15 protein-coding genes and 1 tRNA gene are annotated in these 16034 nt (G+C 42.6%); 8 read left to right on the forward strand and 8 right to left on the reverse strand.

The features are described from left to right. Positions 1–149: 149 nt before the first annotated feature. The 5 genes from ACYPWY_RS02910 to ACYPWY_RS02930 form a co-directional block, all read right to left on the reverse strand. A complete protein-coding gene (locus ACYPWY_RS02910) occupies positions 150–914 on the reverse strand; it encodes a hypothetical protein (protein WP_459683933.1) in 765 nt (254 codons plus the stop codon). Positions 915–936: 22 nt separating this feature from the next. After that, positions 937–1140 carry a hypothetical protein gene (locus ACYPWY_RS02915; protein ID WP_459683934.1) on the reverse strand — a complete coding sequence of 68 codons (204 nt, stop codon included), beginning with the start codon at positions 1138–1140 and terminating at the stop codon, positions 937–939. A gap of 224 nt (positions 1141–1364) precedes the next feature. Beyond that, positions 1365–1802, reverse strand: coding sequence for a hypothetical protein (locus ACYPWY_RS02920; protein WP_459683935.1), 438 nt, complete (start codon positions 1800–1802; stop codon positions 1365–1367). Further along, positions 1799–2347 (reverse strand): hypothetical protein, encoded by a 549-nt coding sequence (locus ACYPWY_RS02925; protein ID WP_459683936.1) that lies wholly within the window; start codon positions 2345–2347, stop codon positions 1799–1801. The genes ACYPWY_RS02920 and ACYPWY_RS02925 overlap by 4 nt, the downstream gene beginning before the upstream one ends. A gap of 119 nt (positions 2348–2466) precedes the next feature. After that, the gene (locus ACYPWY_RS02930; protein ID WP_459683937.1) at positions 2467–3288 is read right to left on the reverse strand and encodes a transporter substrate-binding domain-containing protein; all 822 of its coding nucleotides are present in this window, start codon (positions 3286–3288) and stop codon (positions 2467–2469) included. Positions 3289–3580: 292 nt separating this feature from the next. On the opposite strand from ACYPWY_RS02930, the gene ACYPWY_RS02935 reads away from it, so the two are divergent. From ACYPWY_RS02935 to ACYPWY_RS02945, 3 genes are all read left to right on the forward strand, one after another. Continuing rightward, complete coding sequence (locus ACYPWY_RS02935; protein ID WP_459683938.1) at positions 3581–4909, forward strand: ATP-binding protein; 1329 nt, start codon at positions 3581–3583, stop codon at positions 4907–4909. A gap of 426 nt (positions 4910–5335) precedes the next feature. Then, positions 5336–7906, forward strand: a complete 2571-nt coding sequence (gene mutS, locus ACYPWY_RS02940; RefSeq protein WP_459683962.1) for a DNA mismatch repair protein MutS — start codon at positions 5336–5338, stop codon at positions 7904–7906. A 125-nt stretch (positions 7907–8031) separates the two neighbouring features. Continuing rightward, complete coding sequence (locus ACYPWY_RS02945) at positions 8032–8283, forward strand: hypothetical protein (protein WP_459683939.1); 252 nt, start codon at positions 8032–8034, stop codon at positions 8281–8283. A gap of 125 nt (positions 8284–8408) precedes the next feature. Here ACYPWY_RS02945 and ACYPWY_RS02950 read toward each other — a convergent pair whose 3' ends face one another. After that, positions 8409–9896, reverse strand: a complete 1488-nt coding sequence (locus ACYPWY_RS02950) for an acetyl-CoA hydrolase/transferase family protein (RefSeq protein WP_459683940.1) — start codon at positions 9894–9896, stop codon at positions 8409–8411. Positions 9897–9961: 65 nt separating this feature from the next. Continuing rightward, positions 9962–10465, reverse strand: a complete 504-nt coding sequence (locus tag ACYPWY_RS02955) for a hypothetical protein (protein WP_459683941.1) — start codon at positions 10463–10465, stop codon at positions 9962–9964. A 104-nt stretch (positions 10466–10569) separates the two neighbouring features. Between ACYPWY_RS02955 and ACYPWY_RS02960 the strand changes: the two genes are divergently transcribed. The 4 genes from ACYPWY_RS02960 (at position 10570) to ACYPWY_RS02975 (ending at position 15026) form a co-directional block, all read left to right on the forward strand. After that, the gene (locus tag ACYPWY_RS02960) at positions 10570–10773 is read left to right on the forward strand and encodes a hypothetical protein (RefSeq protein WP_459683942.1); all 204 of its coding nucleotides are present in this window, start codon (positions 10570–10572) and stop codon (positions 10771–10773) included. Between the two features lie 292 nt (positions 10774–11065). Beyond that, a complete protein-coding gene (locus tag ACYPWY_RS02965) occupies positions 11066–11488 on the forward strand; it encodes a hypothetical protein (RefSeq protein WP_459683943.1) in 423 nt (140 codons plus the stop codon). A gap of 358 nt (positions 11489–11846) precedes the next feature. Further along, positions 11847–13067 (forward strand): GTPase HflX, encoded by a 1221-nt coding sequence (hflX, locus tag ACYPWY_RS02970; RefSeq protein WP_459683944.1) that lies wholly within the window; start codon positions 11847–11849, stop codon positions 13065–13067. Between the two features lie 24 nt (positions 13068–13091). Continuing rightward, positions 13092–15026: a DUF4954 family protein gene (locus ACYPWY_RS02975; RefSeq protein ID WP_459683945.1), complete on the forward strand. Its 1935-nt coding sequence runs from the start codon at positions 13092–13094 to the stop codon at positions 15024–15026. Positions 15027–15129: 103 nt separating this feature from the next. On the opposite strand, the gene ACYPWY_RS02980 is transcribed toward ACYPWY_RS02975, so the two are convergent. Beyond that, positions 15130–15348 carry a hypothetical protein gene (locus tag ACYPWY_RS02980; RefSeq protein ID WP_459683946.1) on the reverse strand — a complete coding sequence of 73 codons (219 nt, stop codon included), beginning with the start codon at positions 15346–15348 and terminating at the stop codon, positions 15130–15132. Positions 15349–15801: 453 nt separating this feature from the next. On the opposite strand from ACYPWY_RS02980, the gene ACYPWY_RS02985 reads away from it, so the two are divergent. After that, positions 15802–15874 (forward strand) — tRNA-Gly (locus ACYPWY_RS02985). Positions 15875–16034 lie beyond the last annotated feature (160 nt).

The raw sequence follows: 16034 nt of genomic DNA on the forward strand, positions 1-16034 counted from the left end.
TTGATTTGACCTGCGATTTGGAGAAAGGTTTAATTGGGGAGGAGAAAAACATTTTATGATTCATCGGCAAAAACCTGTATTCAAGACAAAAAAAATCCAATGGCAATAAGTCATCGGATTTTAATATTTACAGACAATAAAGTCATTGATTATATGGACTTTAAAGTACAAGCGACTTCATTGCGAAGAAAATCATTTGTCATTAAATTTAATGTGAAATCCTGCAATTCATTCAAATAAAAGTTTGTAATATATTCTGGGCATCTATAGTCTTTTGCCAAATCGAAACTTGTACTTTCATTTCTTTTTACGGCTAATCCGATCCCCTTTACTTTTGATTTTTCAGTATATGGGAAAAACAAATCAACGGCTGCTATATACGACTTGCATTCTGCCAACAAACGCTTATTCTCTTGAATATTTGGAAAATCTTTTATTGTTTTGAATGAATTTTGAAAATCGGTATAATCCCCTAATATATCGTCCAAGTTTCCTTCTTGAGGATTGTATTCGTCGAGCATTTCCTCCAAACTTCTTTTCGGATTACTCAAGTATTCTACAATAAATACAACATAAATCTGCATCAGTTCCTTGCAAGCAGCAAACCTTCTCCAACAAGTATTCAATTGGCTATTCACCGTTATATAGATGGTTTTCTTCTCGGAAATATAAGTAAATGAACTATATAAACTTTCGTATTTATCGTAACCGATCTCTATCGAAAGAGAGGGTTCGTTATGCACCTCTTTGAGCAAACTTAAAACACATTGCTTTAAATGTAGCGTATTCAACTGGCTGGGGGCTCCCAATTGTTGTGGCGTATGCAAAAACATAGGCCTGTAAGATTCTACCAAACCTTTATGCAACATAAGAGCCTCACAACAAACTCCTTTGTTGCAATTACAACTATCCATAGATTCCTTGTCTTCCGGTAAATTAATCCAAGTCAGTAAACCATCCCGTTTGAAAACCACTACCGGTTTTTACGTTCTTTAAAAACTTATTCACATCGGCGATGATGGACTCTTTAGAGAATTCCTTATCAGGAGCCCCTAAAAAGCCAATATATTGACAATTAACCTCGGCAGCCAATCTATTCAGATCTTCTGCGTTTTGGACAGATCTTAATCTTTCACTCATAAATCTTACAATTTATATATTACTAACATATGTTTATTAGAATACCTACAGACAGAAAATAGAAAACCTAAGAATCTACTTTGAGTCAGTTCTTGAGCTATCTTCCTTAAAACATGACACTTACGCACATTCTCGCATCGTTCCTTTTAATCTGTCTGACAAAAGTATGAATTATTTTTTTAATGGCAATACAAAAAGTATATTTATTTGGTTATTTTTTTCTATTATTCATACAGATAACTCTTTAATTCCCCTACCAACGCCTCAAACAAGCTATCGGCCCATTGATGCATAAAACTTTTTTCGATTTCTTCCTCCAATACGGCTAATATTGGGCGAGCAGTCAAGCCTTTTTGCCAAATACTTCGTGCAATCAGAAACAGGGCGCTGTTGTCGGTCGGAATACCTTTTTTGAGCGCCCAATCGCGCAAGTCGGAGATTCGGGGCATTTTACCCGACCGGGCTCTCCGACCGGTTTCCAGGTAGCTGAGGTAATCGTTGAAGATAATATCAATAACCGGATTGCCTTGCTCTCTGATTTTCAGTTGTGTATCTTTGTTCAATGCACTTTCGCGCAGGTCATTCGCATTCATTATAGTTTGTACCAAGTCCATAATGTCCCGGACGATGCTTTCTACAACTTTCAAGGTAGGAGCATTCATTGGCAAGAGGTTCTAAGGTCGAAGGCCGGAAGTTTTCCCGTAAATACCTCGGGGTTTACATTTCCCTGTAAATCAAAGCTATTCAGCGGGATTTCGTTCTCAAACTCCTTCTCATTCTCAAACTGCTCCTCTATCAAACAAAGATTTTGCATATTCCGGTGCGTGAGATCGACTGAGAAACGACAGCCACAGGCATTATTGTCGTAGTAGTCGCGCAAAGTGGTATAAGTCCATGCAGGCAAAATACCGACAGGCATATTCTTATCCTGCTTGATGCGTTCCAAGATATTCAATCCCGCCGAAAATGCCAGATTCTGGAGCGTAGGTACTTCCGCATCGTTTTCGGGAATAAAAAGAATGGAAAAATTGAGGGAGTTGATAAAAGTATTGTTCTGATTACGACCCGTAAGCGGATCTTCGAGCCAGAAAACAGGATGCGTTTCGTTGCCGTTGCCCAGTTCGTAATTGCGGTTGTAATAAAAAGATTGAATGATTTTGTGTCGGCGCGCCTGCTCCCTGAAAATGCTAAGAATGGAATTTATCATAACTGTAGAATGTATTGGTTATTTGCAGTATAGATAAAAATGACGGCATACGCATTCGTCCAAACAGACGTGGCGCGCCACCTCTCTACAACCTTGAACTTGAAACCTGAAACTTTGGACTACTTGTAATATTTATTATACAGCCGCAGAAATTCTTTTGTATCCTGAAATCTGTTTAGCCAGGCATTTAAAGAGTCGAGCAGGGTGGGGGCATTTTGCCTCACCGCCCAAGCTTCGAGGTGCGTGAAGCCGATGTCGGTGGCGAAGTCTATTTCTTTCAGCTTTTTCGACAGGATGCGGGCGGTGTTTGCATCGCTCACGGTATAATCTATTTCTCCGGCAGCCACTTTCATAATCAGTTGCGAGGCTTCGTAAAGGCTGTCTTCTTTTATAAATATCGTGTCGCCAATCTCGTGCGAGAGGTTATTGAGCCGCAGGATAGCCGGTGAGGCCTTCGGAACATAGATGGTTGCTTTGGCCAAATCCAAATGACTTCTTATGGGTTTATTCACCCCTCCTTTCTGCGATTTGCGCTGAATCAGCACTATTTTGTTATGAATAATGGCTTGGGTAAAAGTAACTTGGTTCCTCATGTTCACATTTATCGGGATGTTGCGGGCAATCAGGTCGTATTTTCCGCTTTGCAGCCCCTCTATGCTTTTTGCCAGGTCGTTTTCTACTTCTATGTCCAGTTTCAGACCGGCGCATTGTCCGATGATTCGCAACAACTCGCTGTTGAATCCGGCAATGGTATCGCCCGAGACGTAGTACCCTGTCGAGTTGTAGTCGGTTACCACTTTCAGCCTCCCTGTCTCTTTTATTTCGGGTAAATCTCTTTCTATATAAGCATCAGACATAAAAATGAGGAAGAGCACAATGAGCGCCGCAACAACAAACACCGGAATCAATATAAGGGAGGTCAACTTTCTTTTCGATGCCATAATAACGATTTTTGGTACTTCGATTAAGTCCTCAAATTTATAAACTTCTTTCTGTCTGGCAAACTGTTTTTTCAATATTCTACAAATTCTGCATTTAGTTACGCGTCTCTATTTTTTTGTTCCGCTAAAAAATGAGTAATTTTATTGACTTTCGAGACAGCCCCTACCGGTTTCATTTTAAATATTATTCGCATTGGCCGAAAAAAGATTTTTCAGATTTGGATTTTCGAAAAAAGTACATTATTTTTGCATTGGATTTTCGCAAAATATTAACTGATATTGGATTGGAAAAATGAAAAATATATACTTTAATAGATTTATAGACAGGTATTTACTTGATTGGAGAAATTCAGATACCAAAAAGCCGTTGCTTTTGCGTGGTGCGCGTCAGGTGGGCAAATCAAGTTCGGTGCGGCATTTGGCTGAAAATTTTGAGTTTTTTCTCGAAATAAATTTTGAGAAAAAAGAAAATTCTACGGCAAAGCAGGTTTTCGAACGCTATTCAAATCCCAAACAAATTTGCGACGAACTTGCAATTATCTACAACAAACGCATTGAGGCGGGAAAAACACTGCTGTTTTTAGACGAAATTCAAGCCTGTCCCGATGCTATTTCTGCGTTGCGGTTTTTCTATGAGGAATATCCCGAACTGCACGTTATAGCGGCGGGTTCGCTGCTCGAATTTGCTTTGGCGGAATTGCCGTCTTTCGGCGTTGGGCGCATAGAAACGCTGTTTATGTTTCCGCTTTCGTTTGCCGAATTTATGAATGCCACAGATGCAAATCTTTTGCAGGAGGCAATTCAAAAAGCAAGTCCTGTCAAGCCATTGCCCGATTATATTCATACAAAAGCAGTTGAATATTTAAAAAAATTTCTTGTCATTGGCGGAATGCCCGAAGCGGTAGCAAAATATGTGGAAACGCAGAGTATTTTTGAATGTACAAAACTGCTTTCAAACCTGACAACTACGCTAAAATCCGATTTTTCAAAATACAGGGGAAAAGTGCCACAACTGCGTATTAATGCCGTTCTTGACAATGCCGTTGCGCAAATGTGCAACAAATTTGTTTATGCCAAAGTTGAGCAGGATTTTCACCTTTCGCAAATAAAAGAATGTATTGATTTGCTTGTAATGGCGGGGCTTTTGCTGCCTGTGTTCCATTCTGCCGCCAACGGTATTCCGCTTGGCGCGGAAATGAACGCAAAAAAGCAGAAATTTTTGTTGCTTGATACAGGTTTGTATCAAAATCTTACAGGATTGAATGTATCCGAAATTTTGCTTTCTGATGATTTTCAAACAGTTAATAAAGGCAAGATTGCCGAACTGTTTGTTGGCTTGGAATTGCTCAAAGCAAGCAGTCCTTACACGCAAAATCAACTCTATTTTTGGCAGCGCGAGGCCAAAAACAGCAATGCCGAAGTTGATTATCTTGTTCAGAACAACGAAAAAATCATTCCGGTCGAAGTAAAAGCAGGAACAAAAGGCAGTATGCAGAGTTTATACTTGTTTATGAACGAGAAAAACAGCGAATACGGAATCCGCACTTCGCTCGAAAATTTTGCTGTGTATGATAAAATCAAGGTTTATCCGCTGTATGCAGCAGGAAATGTAGTGCAATAGAGACAAGTTGAATAAATCTTAAAATCGTGTAAACCAATATTCAAAAGTTTACACGATTTTTTTGTGCGGAAAAACTAAAAAACAACGGAGTTAATACCGAAAATCCTTACAAAGAGTAGGCTCAGTTTAAAATCAATTTTTATGTATCAAAATAAAAAAAAACAGAAATGCAGCTGAATACATCAGCGCAATGATGGCGAGTCCATTTTACAGCGGGGACGTTGAGGGGAAGGCTTCACACCATTTCATTACCGAAACCGCTGCTTCTATTCCAAGACAGGTATTTATCAGCCTCATTATTCACATTTGCTAATTTATTTTTCACTTTTCACTTTTCACTTTTAGTTTTTCACTACCTTTGCTCAACTCATACAAATTCTAATTAAAAAACAAATTACAGTGGCAAAAAAGATAGCGGAAACCCCTATGATGAAGCAATATGTAGAAATCAAGGCTAAGCACCCTGATGCAATTTTGCTTTTTAGGGTGGGCGATTTTTACGAAACTTTTTCGCACGATGCCATTATTGCCGCCGAAATATTGGGGATAACGCTTACGCGCCGCGCAGATGTGGAGCTGGCCGGATTCCCGCACCATGCTTTGGATACTTATCTGCCCAAATTGGTGCGGGCGGGCAAGCGTGTGGCTATCTGCGACCAGCTGGAAGACCCGAAGCAAACCACTAAACTGGTGAAACGGGGCATTACCGAGCTTGTTACCCCGGGCGTGTCTATCAATGATAACATCCTGAATCACAAGGAAAATAACTTCCTCTGCGCCATCCATTTTGCAAAAAGCGTATGTGGAATAGCCTTGCTTGATATTTCGACCGGCGAATTTCTGACTGCCGAGGGGCCGAGGGAATACATTGATAAACTGCTGGCCAATTTTTCGCCCAAAGAAATCTTGCTGGAACGAAGCCACAAAAAGCAGTTTGAAGACTATTTCGGGACGCGCTTTCTGACCTTTGAACTGGACGATTGGTATTTTACGGAGGACACAGCCCGCGACCGCCTGCTGAAACACTTCGAGACAAAGAACCTGAAAGGCTTTGGCGTTGAACCCTTGGTCAACGGAATTATTGCAGCGGGCACAATCCTGCACTACCTCGACATTACCCAACATACACAGATAGGCCATATAACCACGCTTTCGCGCATTGAGGAAGACCGTTATGTGCGCCTCGACAAGTTTACAATCCGCAGCCTCGAACTGATTTCGACCATGAACGAAGGCGGAAAAAGCCTGTTGGATATTTTGGACAAAACCGTTTCGCCGATGGGTGCGCGCATGTTGCGGCGGTGGATGGTCTTCCCATTGAAGGAGGTGAAGCCGATTAACGACAGGTTGTCGGTGGTGGAATATTTCTTCAAAGATACCGAGCTGAAAGGCTTACTGGAAGAGCAACTCTCGCTGATTGGCGATTTGGAACGGATTATATCGAAAGTGGCCGTCAACCGCGTAACTCCCCGCGAAGTGGTACAGCTGAAAGTGGCTTTGAATGCCATCGAACCTATTCGAGATGCGTTTCTCGGTTCGAGCGAAATAAGTTTGAGGGAAACAGGGGAGAAGTTGAACCCTTGTCCCGTTATCCGCAACCGCATCGAAAAAGAAATACAACCCGATCCTCCGGCGCTGCTGAACAAGGGAAATGTTATCCGCAAAGGCGTAAACGAGGAACTGGACAAGCTCCGGGAAATCGCTTTTTCGGGGAAAGACTACCTGCTCCAGATACAGCAACGCGAGATGGAAGCGACCGGTATCTCTTCGCTAAAAGTTAGTTTCAACAACGTTTTCGGGTATTACATCGAGGTGCGAAATACGCATAAGGACAAGGTTCCTGCCGATTGGATACGGAAGCAGACCCTGGTAAATGCCGAACGCTACATCACACAGGAACTGAAAGAGTACGAAGAGAAAATTTTGGGCGCGGAAGAAAAAATACTGGCCTTGGAAACAAGCATTTTTAACGATTTGGTCGGCAGTCTCATCGACTACATCCCCACCATCCAGCTCAATGCGAACCTTATTGCCCGTGTCGATTGCCTGCTTTCGTTCGCCAAGGTGTCCAAGGAAAATAAATACATCCGTCCCAACATGACCGAATCGGACGATTTGGATATAAAAAGCGGACGGCATCCCGTCATCGAAAAACAGTTGCCGGTGGGCGAATCGTATATTGCCAACGATGTTTATCTGGATAGCGATTCGCAGCAGATTATCATTATCACCGGCCCCAATATGGCCGGTAAATCGGCGCTGCTACGTCAAACTGCCCTGATTACCTTGATGGCTCAGGCGGGCTGTTTTGTGCCGGCCGAATCGGCGCAGATAGGCGTTGTTGACAAAATATTCACGCGCGTGGGCGCCTCAGATAATATATCCCTGGGCGAATCGACCTTTATGGTTGAGATGAACGAAGCTTCCGACATCCTGAATAATCTCTCGTCGCGCAGCCTCGTGCTTTTCGATGAGTTGGGGCGTGGAACAAGTACCTACGACGGCATCTCAATAGCCTGGTCGATTGTGGAATACATCCACGAACACCCGAAACACCGCGCGAAAACGCTTTTTGCCACTCATTACCATGAACTGAACGAAATGGAAAAGTCGTTCAAACGCATCAAAAATTACAATGTTTCGGTGAAGGAAGTGGATAACAAGGTTATTTTTCTTCGGAAACTGGTAAAAGGCGGCAGCGAACACAGTTTCGGTATTCATGTGGCCAAAATGGCCGGAATGCCCCAAAGCATTGTCAAACGCGCCAATGCCATACTCAGGCAACTGGAATCCAACAACCGCAAAGAAGGCATATCGCGCCCAATTGACAACATCACCGGCGAACGGGAAGGCTACCAACTGAGCTTCTTCCAGTTGGACGACCCTGTGTTAAGTCAGGTAAGGGACGAAATTAAATCGCTGGATATAAATAACCTGACACCGGTAGAAGCCCTGAATAAATTGAATGATATAAAGAAAATTGTTTCGGGGAAATAGCTGTAGCCCGCTGTCGCGAATAGTCGTTTTGTTCCCTGCGAGACTATGTGTTTAAGCCCTCGAAATGCACAAAATATATTGTATATATCATGTATATATTATATTTTTGTGTAAAAATAATCAGTATGACAACACAAGCGCTCCAAAAGAAAAGAAAAAACATAGACATCCCGTCGGATACGTTCAGAGCCCTCTCCATCAAAGCTGCTGCCGAAGGAAAGAATCTCAAGTCGTTTATCGAAAATTTGCTGATTTCGGAGGCAAAAGCAATAAGTGATGAGGAAGTATATAAGTATCTTAGTGAAACAAAAACGGATGGAGATATTTATTTGAGCGAAGCTGAACAAAAAGACTTTGAAAGCTGGCTTGGGGTATGAAAATCAGCATATCAACGGGCGAATAATAATTCGCCCCTACGTTCAAAACGCGGTGGGCGCCACACCCAAAAAAAGGGCAACGCACGCGTTGCCCCTACATTATTCTCATTATTCACATTAGCATATTATTTCTTACGCCATTTGGCATTTCTCATGTCGCCCGTTTCGAGGAAAGCTTCGTGAAATGCAAAACAGTTGTACAGGTCAACTGGCGTGTGGCCTACCGGTGCATTGTTGAGGTATTCTCTCAGCAAGGGGCGGTAATCGGGGTGCACACAGTTTTCGATAATGCGTTCGGCGCGTTCGCGGGGCGTTGTGCCTCTCAAGTCGGCAACACCGTATTCCGAAACGATAATTTTCACCGAGTGTTCGCTGTGGTCGTGATGGGCAACCATCGGCACAAAAGCGCTAATTTTTCCGTCTTTTGCCACCGAAGGGGTTACGAAAACCGAAATATAGGAGCTGCGGGTGAAATCGCCCGAACCGCCAATTCCGTTCATCATTTTTGTTCCCATTACGTGGGTAGAGTTGATATTTCCGAAAATATCGGCTTCGAGCGCCGTATTGATGGCAATAATACCCAAGCGGCGAACCACACCCGGGTTGTTTGAAAACTCGGACGGACGCAACACCAATTTATCTTTGAAGAATTTCAGGTTGGAATAAATGCGTTCGATAACCGGATTGCTGACTGTAAGCGAACATCCGCTGACAAATTTGATACGTCCTGTTTCCATCAAGCCAATAACCGCATCCTGTATCACTTCGGTGTAAACGTCGAAGTCGGGAATATCTTTGTTGTCGCCCATGGCAGCCAATACCGCGTTTGCGATGTTTCCCACACCCGATTGAATGGGGAGGAAGCTCTTCGGCATACGGCCTTCCAGCATTTCCTTTACAAAGAAGTTGGCTACATTTTCGCCTATTTTTGTGGTGATTTCGTCCACCGGAGCAAATCCGCTTCCTTCGTTGGGCAAATTTGTTTCTACAACAACTATCTTCGCCGGATCTATCTTGATAAATGGTTTTCCTATCCTGTCGCGTACATTATAAATAGGTATTTCCCTGCGGTGTGGCGGGTCGGAAAATTCTACGATGTCGTGTATTCCTCTCATTTCTTTGGGGTGCCAGCTATTCAGCTCAACAATCACAACTTTCGCCATCCGTGCCGATGTTGGGCTGATACCCACACCGCAAGTGGGAACTATTTCGCCGTCTTCGGTAACGTCCGCCGCCTCAATAATGGCTACATCCACAGGGCCAAGGTAGCCGTAACGGATTTCCTGTGCCAACTGCGAAAGGTGGATGTCGAAATAATCTATTTCTTCGGCATTGATTCCATTTCGCAAATCTTTGTTGGTTTGGTACGGGGTACGAAACTTAATGGCTTTCGCTCTGGCTAAATTTCCGTCGATAGAATCGCCTGTTGAGGCTCCCGTAAATATTCCTACCTTGAAAGGATTTCCTTTTGCATGTTCTTCTTCGGCGCGTTTTGCCAAAGCTGTGGGCACCACTTTCGGGCACCCGGCATGTGTAAATCCACTGAATCCGATGTTATCACCATTTTTGACGAGGCTTGCGGCCTCCTCTGCACTTACATACTTTAATGCCATTTCCTACTGAATTAATCTATTTATCTGTTAGTTATTACTTCTATATCTTGATTTTCTGAAACCGGTTAAACATATTTGCGTTCGAGAATTGTGCTGTATAAGATTGCTTTTTTGAAATCGTCTTTGTTTTCAAACAAAGGATGGGCTTTCCGAACAAACTTTTTGTCATTTTTTATTTCACTATTCTCTTCGGTATCATCCATTTCAAAGCCTTCCATGTTGGAAAATGTCCGGCCTCCGATGGTGCTAAAGTCGCTCAAGGTAGATTCCAGCGAGGTGTATTCCGTCGAGGTAGCCAAACCTCCATTTTTCCGAAGCGCTTCGAGATCCGATTCTATAATGGATTTGCTATTGTCGCGGCGGGTTTCTTTTGCCGCAGGGCTGGCCACTTGGGGTTTTGGTTTTGAAAAGATAGGCGGATTGGCCGATGTAGTAGAAGCAGTCTGCGTGCGTACAACCGGTTTTGAAACATTCCTTTTTGAATCGGCCTCTTGTTGTTTTTGGAAATTCCGGTAGATATTTACGACAATCGAAACGGCGATAATCACGTATATAATGTATTGTTCCATACTTGTCTTTTTTTAGTTGGTTGTACAAATTATTTAAGCGTTGCAAAGGTACGAAAATAAATATAGAAAGTTCAAGGTTTAAAGTTTAAACGTAGGGCAAACGCATGAAAAAATTTAGTACTACTGTTACGAATGAGATTCCTCCCTTTGGTCGGAATGACTCGCCTGTTAGTGGTTTAAGGGATGAGGAAGTGGCGGCGAAGCCGCCACTTCCTCATCCTCTCTCCAAAAAAAGAGACAGTCATTCCGACCAAAGGGAGGAATCTCCTGCTCATATCAGCAATTTTACCGAAAGGTATAAGCAATAAAAATTTTCATGCGTTTGCCTTGCTATTTTTCAAAAAAAGTAATGTAAACGGCATGGGCACAAAAAAGCAATGAAGTAAATAAAAAGAAATGCTGCCGCGAACATTTATTGTACATACGAGCAATTTGTTGTCGGACACAGGCTGCAATTCTGCGCCGACGATGAGCTTTCATTAAGAGAACTGCTTATAAGTACTCATTGCTAATCTGCGCCCCTGCTTCTTGCTTCCGCTTTTTTGTGGCGTGATATACAAATGTGTATCTTTGCTGGGAAAGTAAAAAAATAAAGATTATATGGAGAATAATGTTGAAATTCCGCAGGGGAAAACAAGAGAAGAATTGAATATTCGTAAAAAAATTATCAAAAATTTTTATGCAATATGGAATGCCGAAAACCCGACAAAACAAATTTATAACCTTGATTTAAAGGATTATATAAGTATTCGATTTTTGTCAATTCAAGAAACTTCTTTGATAGCGGCTCTTTCGTACAAATCGACTTTAGCAGTAACATATCTGACTGAAATATTGGAAAATGCGAAAGTAGAACAGCGTGTAAAGCCAAAAGAAAACAATGAAAATCAAAATCGTTTTTCGGAAATGATTTTAATGGAATATGATAAAGCAGATTTTGGAAAAATAAAACTTACAGTAGGGGAATTGCGAGGTAGCGGTCAAAAAATACAATACTGCATAACTGCAATAGAAAACGGCTAATAACCCTCTACATACAAGAAATAGTTATTAGCCGTTATATCAACTAAACAACCTGCAACGATTCAGCAATAGCTATTTAGTCTTTATTCCACTACAAAGATACAAACAAGTTTCTGAATCAACAACTATTTTCATCAAAAAGTAATGTAAACGGCATGGGCACAAAAAAGCAATGAAGTAAATAAAAAAAAATGCTGCCGCGAACATGTTGTCCGTACCTTATTGTACATACGAGCAATTTGTTGTTCCACTCCTTTTTTGTCGCTTTGCGCCAAATGGCACATTATTCTCATTATTCACATTCGTCAACTCATAACTTTTTTATTACTTTTGTTAGATATTATTCTAAAAGCATTAAATGAAAGATTTCATTATTTCTGAGTCAAAAAATAAACAAACCGTTCTGGTCGGATTAATTACGCAAAATCAAACGGAGGAACAAGTCAAGGAATACCTCGAGGAGCTTGCTTTTTTGGTGGAGACCGCAGGTATAATTCCGGGCAAAAAGTTTACACAAAAGCTCGATTATCCCAATCCCGTAACCTTTGTCGGCACAGGGAAACTCCTCGAAATAAAGAGGTATATGGAGGAAAATGAAATCGACCTCGTTGTTTTCGACGATGAGCTTTCGGCCAAACAAATACGGAACATCGAAAAAGAACTGCAAGTTAAAATACTCGACCGCACCAGTCTGATTCTTGATATTTTTGCCATGCGCGCCCAAACGGCTTATGCCAAAACACAGGTCGAACTGGCACAATACCAGTACCTGTTACCCCGCCTTACCCGATTGTGGGAGCACTTGGACAGGCAACGAGGCGGTGGCGTAATGATGCGTGGCGTGGGTGAAACCCAGTTGGAAACCGACCGGCGCATCGTGCAGAATAAAATAGCCGACCTCAAAAAGGAATTGCTATCCATTGATAAACAGATGACCGTGCAACGCAAAAACCGCGGGAAAATGGTACGCGTAGCGCTTGTAGGATACACCAACGTGGGGAAATCGACCTTGATGAATTTGCTGAGCAAATCGGAAGTCTTTGCCGAAAACAAGCTCTTTGCAACGCTTGATACCACTGTCCGAAAGGTGATTATTGATAATCTTCCGTTCCTGCTGTCGGATACTGTCGGATTTATTCATAAATTGCCTGCGCATCTGGTCGAGTCGTTCAAATCTACGCTGGATGAAGTGCGTGAGGCCGACCTGCTGTTGCATGTTGTGGATATTTCGCACCCCAACTTTGAAGAACAAATTGAGGTAGTGGAAAAAACCCTGATGGAGATTGATAAGGAAGAAAAACCAACGATACTTGTTTTCAATAAAATAGATGCATTTACTTATGTGAAGAAGGACGAAGACGACCTCTCGTCCATCAAGCGGGAAAATATATCCTTGGACGAGCTGAAAGCGTCGTGGATGGCTAAGATGAGCAACAATTGCATTTTTATTTCGGCAAAAGACAAAACAAATATCGACGAACTGAAACAGATAGTTTACGATAAGGTGAAAGAAATTCATATCGAAAGATACCCTTACAACGACTTTTTGTTTCAGAAATATGAAGAAGACAGTGAATAGCGAACCCACTCAAACTATTTTCAAATGAAAGCGACATACCGAAATCTTACAGAAAATGAAATTCTTATACTCGACAACAACAATTGTTCGTGCGAGAATTGGGGGCTGGTTGAAGTAAAGGAGGGATTTAGTCCCAGGTTTGTGAAGAACAGTCTTTTTTCGGGCAAAATCAGGCTGGGCGTTTTCGACGATTATTTCGAGTTGGAGGGAGGAATGAGAAAGCATTCCGGTATTTTCAGGGCTACCATTCACAACTGCGTGATTGGCGACAATGTGCTTATCGAAAATATAAACGGATACATCGCCAACTACCTTATCCAGGCAAATACTTACATCGAAGACTGCAACACGCTGGTTGTTGACGGCTACACCTCTTTCGGAAACGGCGTAAAGGTTTCGGCGCTGGACGAAACAGGCGGGCGCAAGGTTATCATTCACGATAAATTGTCGTCCCATTTTGCGTATATCTATTCGTTGTATAAATACAAGCCGGAGCTAATCGCCCGCATGGAAAAGCTGGTTACAGCTTATGCCGGTAGTGTTTCAGCACACAAAGGGTATATCGGATACAATGTGTGCATCAAGAACGCAGGATATATCCGCAATGTAAAAATTGGCGATAATTGCCAGATTGAGGATACGGCCAGGCTCGAAAACGGAAGTATAAACAGCAACCTTCAAGCGCCCGTTTACATCGGAAGCGGGGTTATTGCCCAGGATTTTATCATCAGTTCCGATGCGCATATTGATGATGGCGTATCGTTAACACGCTGCTTTGTAGGGCAGGCCTGTACGTTGAAACATGGATTTTCGGCGACCGACTCCCTGTTTTTCAGCAATTGCCAGGGCGAAAACGGTGAAGCCTGCTCCTTGTTTGCAGGGCCTTATACTGTTACTCACCACAAATCGACATTGCTTATTGGCGCCATGTTTTCGTTCTACAATGCGGGTTCGGGTTCCAATCAAAGCAACCACATGTACAAATCAGGCCCTATTCATTGTGGCATTGTTGAGCGTGGTTCCAAGACGGCAAGCGGTTCGTATATTGCCTGGCCCGGATATATTGGCCCTTTCTCCCTTGTTTTGGGAAAACATTACGCACATATCGACAGCTCATTGCTGCCATTTTCTTATCTGGTGGAGAAAGAGGGTTCGTCTTATCTGATACCGGCTATTAACCTCTGCACGGTAGGAACCATGCGCGACGCTCGGAAATGGGCTAGGCGAGATGGAAGAACCGACCCTTCTCAACTGGATTTTATCAACTTCACCTTAATGAATCCTTTTGTGGTGGGGAAAATCATAGCCGGAATAAATACCTTGACAGGCTTGCAAAATCAGCAGGGTCGTAATGCCCATACATATAAATATAATGGTTGTTTGATAAGCAATTCGGCGCTACACAAAGGGATAAAGCTTTATAACACGTTGGTGGACAAATATATCGGCGAAATTTTAATCAAACAGCTGAAAAAAGATACAGAGGTAGAGAAAAGCAATGATGGCGCCGGAATATGGCTCGACATTTCGGGACTAATTGCGCCTGAAACCGAAGTGGAAAAAATCCTTGCCCAAATCGAATCGGAAGAATTGGCCGATATTGATGCCGTTCAAGAGGCCTTTTCGGCTTTACATCAAGATTATGAACGCTACGAATGGAATTGGGCGTTGAAAGTAATAGACGACTATTATCCCATCAAAGAAAAAGACCTGAGAATAATTCTGAAGAAGTGGAAAGATGCGTCTATCCATCTCGACAACCTGGTTTGTGAGGATATAAAAAAAGAATTCAGCGATGAACTGACAGTCGGATTTGGAATAGATGGTTCACCCGAAGATAAACAAACCGATTTGCAAATTGTCAGAGGAGCGTACGAAAACAACGAATTTGTCAAAGATTTACAGCAAAAAATCAGCCAATACGAACAAATCTACGAAGAGATTACAAAGTTACTGTGATTAATGAGAATAATATGCCAATGTGAATAATTATTCCTGTCATTGCGGGCTTGACCCGCAATCCCCCAAGCGTAGCACAAAGACCCAAGCATAGCAGAACCTTTCAGTAGAGACGTGGCGCGCCACTGCCTTTCGGTAAAGTTGCTGATATGAGCAGGAGATTCCTCCCTTTGGTCGGAATGACGGTCTCCTTTTTGGGGAGAGGGGGATGAGGAAGTGGCGGCGAAGCCGCCACTTCCTCATCCCTTAAACCACTAACAGGCGAGTCATTCCGACCAAAGGGAGGAATCTCATCCGTAACAGTAGTTCTAAAATTTTTCATGCATTCCTAAGCTTAATTCCGATTTGCTAATCACAAAAATATTTTCTAATTTTGTTTCGGTTATTGCGAAAATAGCTCAGTTGGTAGAGCACGACCTTCCCCCAAAAGATATAGGCTCCGGCCTTGGGGAGGAAATGCGGATATTGCGGAGAGATAAAAAATGCGAAAGTAGCTCAGTTGGTAGAGCACGACCTTCCCCAAAAAGATATAGGCTCCGGCCTTGGGGAGGAAATGCGGATATTGCGGAGAGATAAAAAATGCGAAAATAGCTCAGTTGGTAGAGCACGACCTTCCCCCAAAAGATATAGGCTCCGGCCTTGGGGAGGAAATGCGGATATTGCGGAGAGATAAAAAATGCGAAAATAGCTCAGTTGGTAGAGCACGACTTTCCCCCAAAAGATATAGGCTCCGGCCTTGGGGAGGAAATGCGGATATTGCGGAGAGATAAAAAATGCGAAAATAGCTCAGTTGGTAGAGCACGACCTTCCCAAGGTCGGGGTCGCGGGTTCGAGCCCCGTTTTTCGCTCTAAGAGGCTCACCAGCAACCCCCCTGTGTTTAGGCATAAATATTAGACAATCTAAACAGAAAGAATTTTATTCTCCCCCTACGCTCCGCACAATGACGGTACATTAGATTTTGAAAGCCCGTTTCCCCTGTTCCGTTAGGAACATAATGTTGTTAGAAA

It is taken from the genome of Viscerimonas tarda (genome assembly GCF_054601255.1).

Excerpts from the sequence above, each read along its gene's own strand:
- ACYPWY_RS02925 (WP_459683936.1), bottom strand. The coding sequence starts at position 2,347 with ATGATAAATTCCATTCTTAGCATTTTCAGGGAGCAGGCGCGCCGACAC.
- ACYPWY_RS02930 (WP_459683937.1), bottom strand. The coding sequence starts at position 3,288 with ATGGCATCGAAAAGAAAGTTGACCTCCCTTATATTGATTCCGGTGTTT.
- ACYPWY_RS02945 (WP_459683939.1), top strand. The coding sequence starts at position 8,032 with ATGACAACACAAGCGCTCCAAAAGAAAAGAAAAAACATAGACATCCCG.
- ACYPWY_RS02950 (WP_459683940.1), bottom strand. The coding sequence starts at position 9,896 with ATGGCATTAAAGTATGTAAGTGCAGAGGAGGCCGCAAGCCTCGTCAAA.
- ACYPWY_RS02915 (WP_459683934.1), bottom strand. The coding sequence starts at position 1,140 with ATGAGTGAAAGATTAAGATCTGTCCAAAACGCAGAAGATCTGAATAGA.
- ACYPWY_RS02910 (WP_459683933.1), bottom strand. The coding sequence starts at position 914 with ATGGATAGTTGTAATTGCAACAAAGGAGTTTGTTGTGAGGCTCTTATG.
- ACYPWY_RS02975 (WP_459683945.1), top strand. The coding sequence starts at position 13,092 with ATGAAAGCGACATACCGAAATCTTACAGAAAATGAAATTCTTATACTC.
- mutS (WP_459683962.1), top strand. The coding sequence starts at position 5,336 with ATGATGAAGCAATATGTAGAAATCAAGGCTAAGCACCCTGATGCAATT.
- ACYPWY_RS02920 (WP_459683935.1), bottom strand. The coding sequence starts at position 1,802 with ATGAATGCTCCTACCTTGAAAGTTGTAGAAAGCATCGTCCGGGACATT.
- ACYPWY_RS02960 (WP_459683942.1), top strand. The coding sequence starts at position 10,570 with ATGAAAAAATTTAGTACTACTGTTACGAATGAGATTCCTCCCTTTGGT.
- hflX (WP_459683944.1), top strand. The coding sequence starts at position 11,847 with ATGAAAGATTTCATTATTTCTGAGTCAAAAAATAAACAAACCGTTCTG.
- ACYPWY_RS02935 (WP_459683938.1), top strand. The coding sequence starts at position 3,581 with ATGAAAAATATATACTTTAATAGATTTATAGACAGGTATTTACTTGAT.
- ACYPWY_RS02980 (WP_459683946.1), bottom strand. The coding sequence starts at position 15,348 with ATGAAAAATTTTAGAACTACTGTTACGGATGAGATTCCTCCCTTTGGT.
- ACYPWY_RS02955 (WP_459683941.1), bottom strand. The coding sequence starts at position 10,465 with ATGGAACAATACATTATATACGTGATTATCGCCGTTTCGATTGTCGTA.
- ACYPWY_RS02965 (WP_459683943.1), top strand. The coding sequence starts at position 11,066 with ATGGAGAATAATGTTGAAATTCCGCAGGGGAAAACAAGAGAAGAATTG.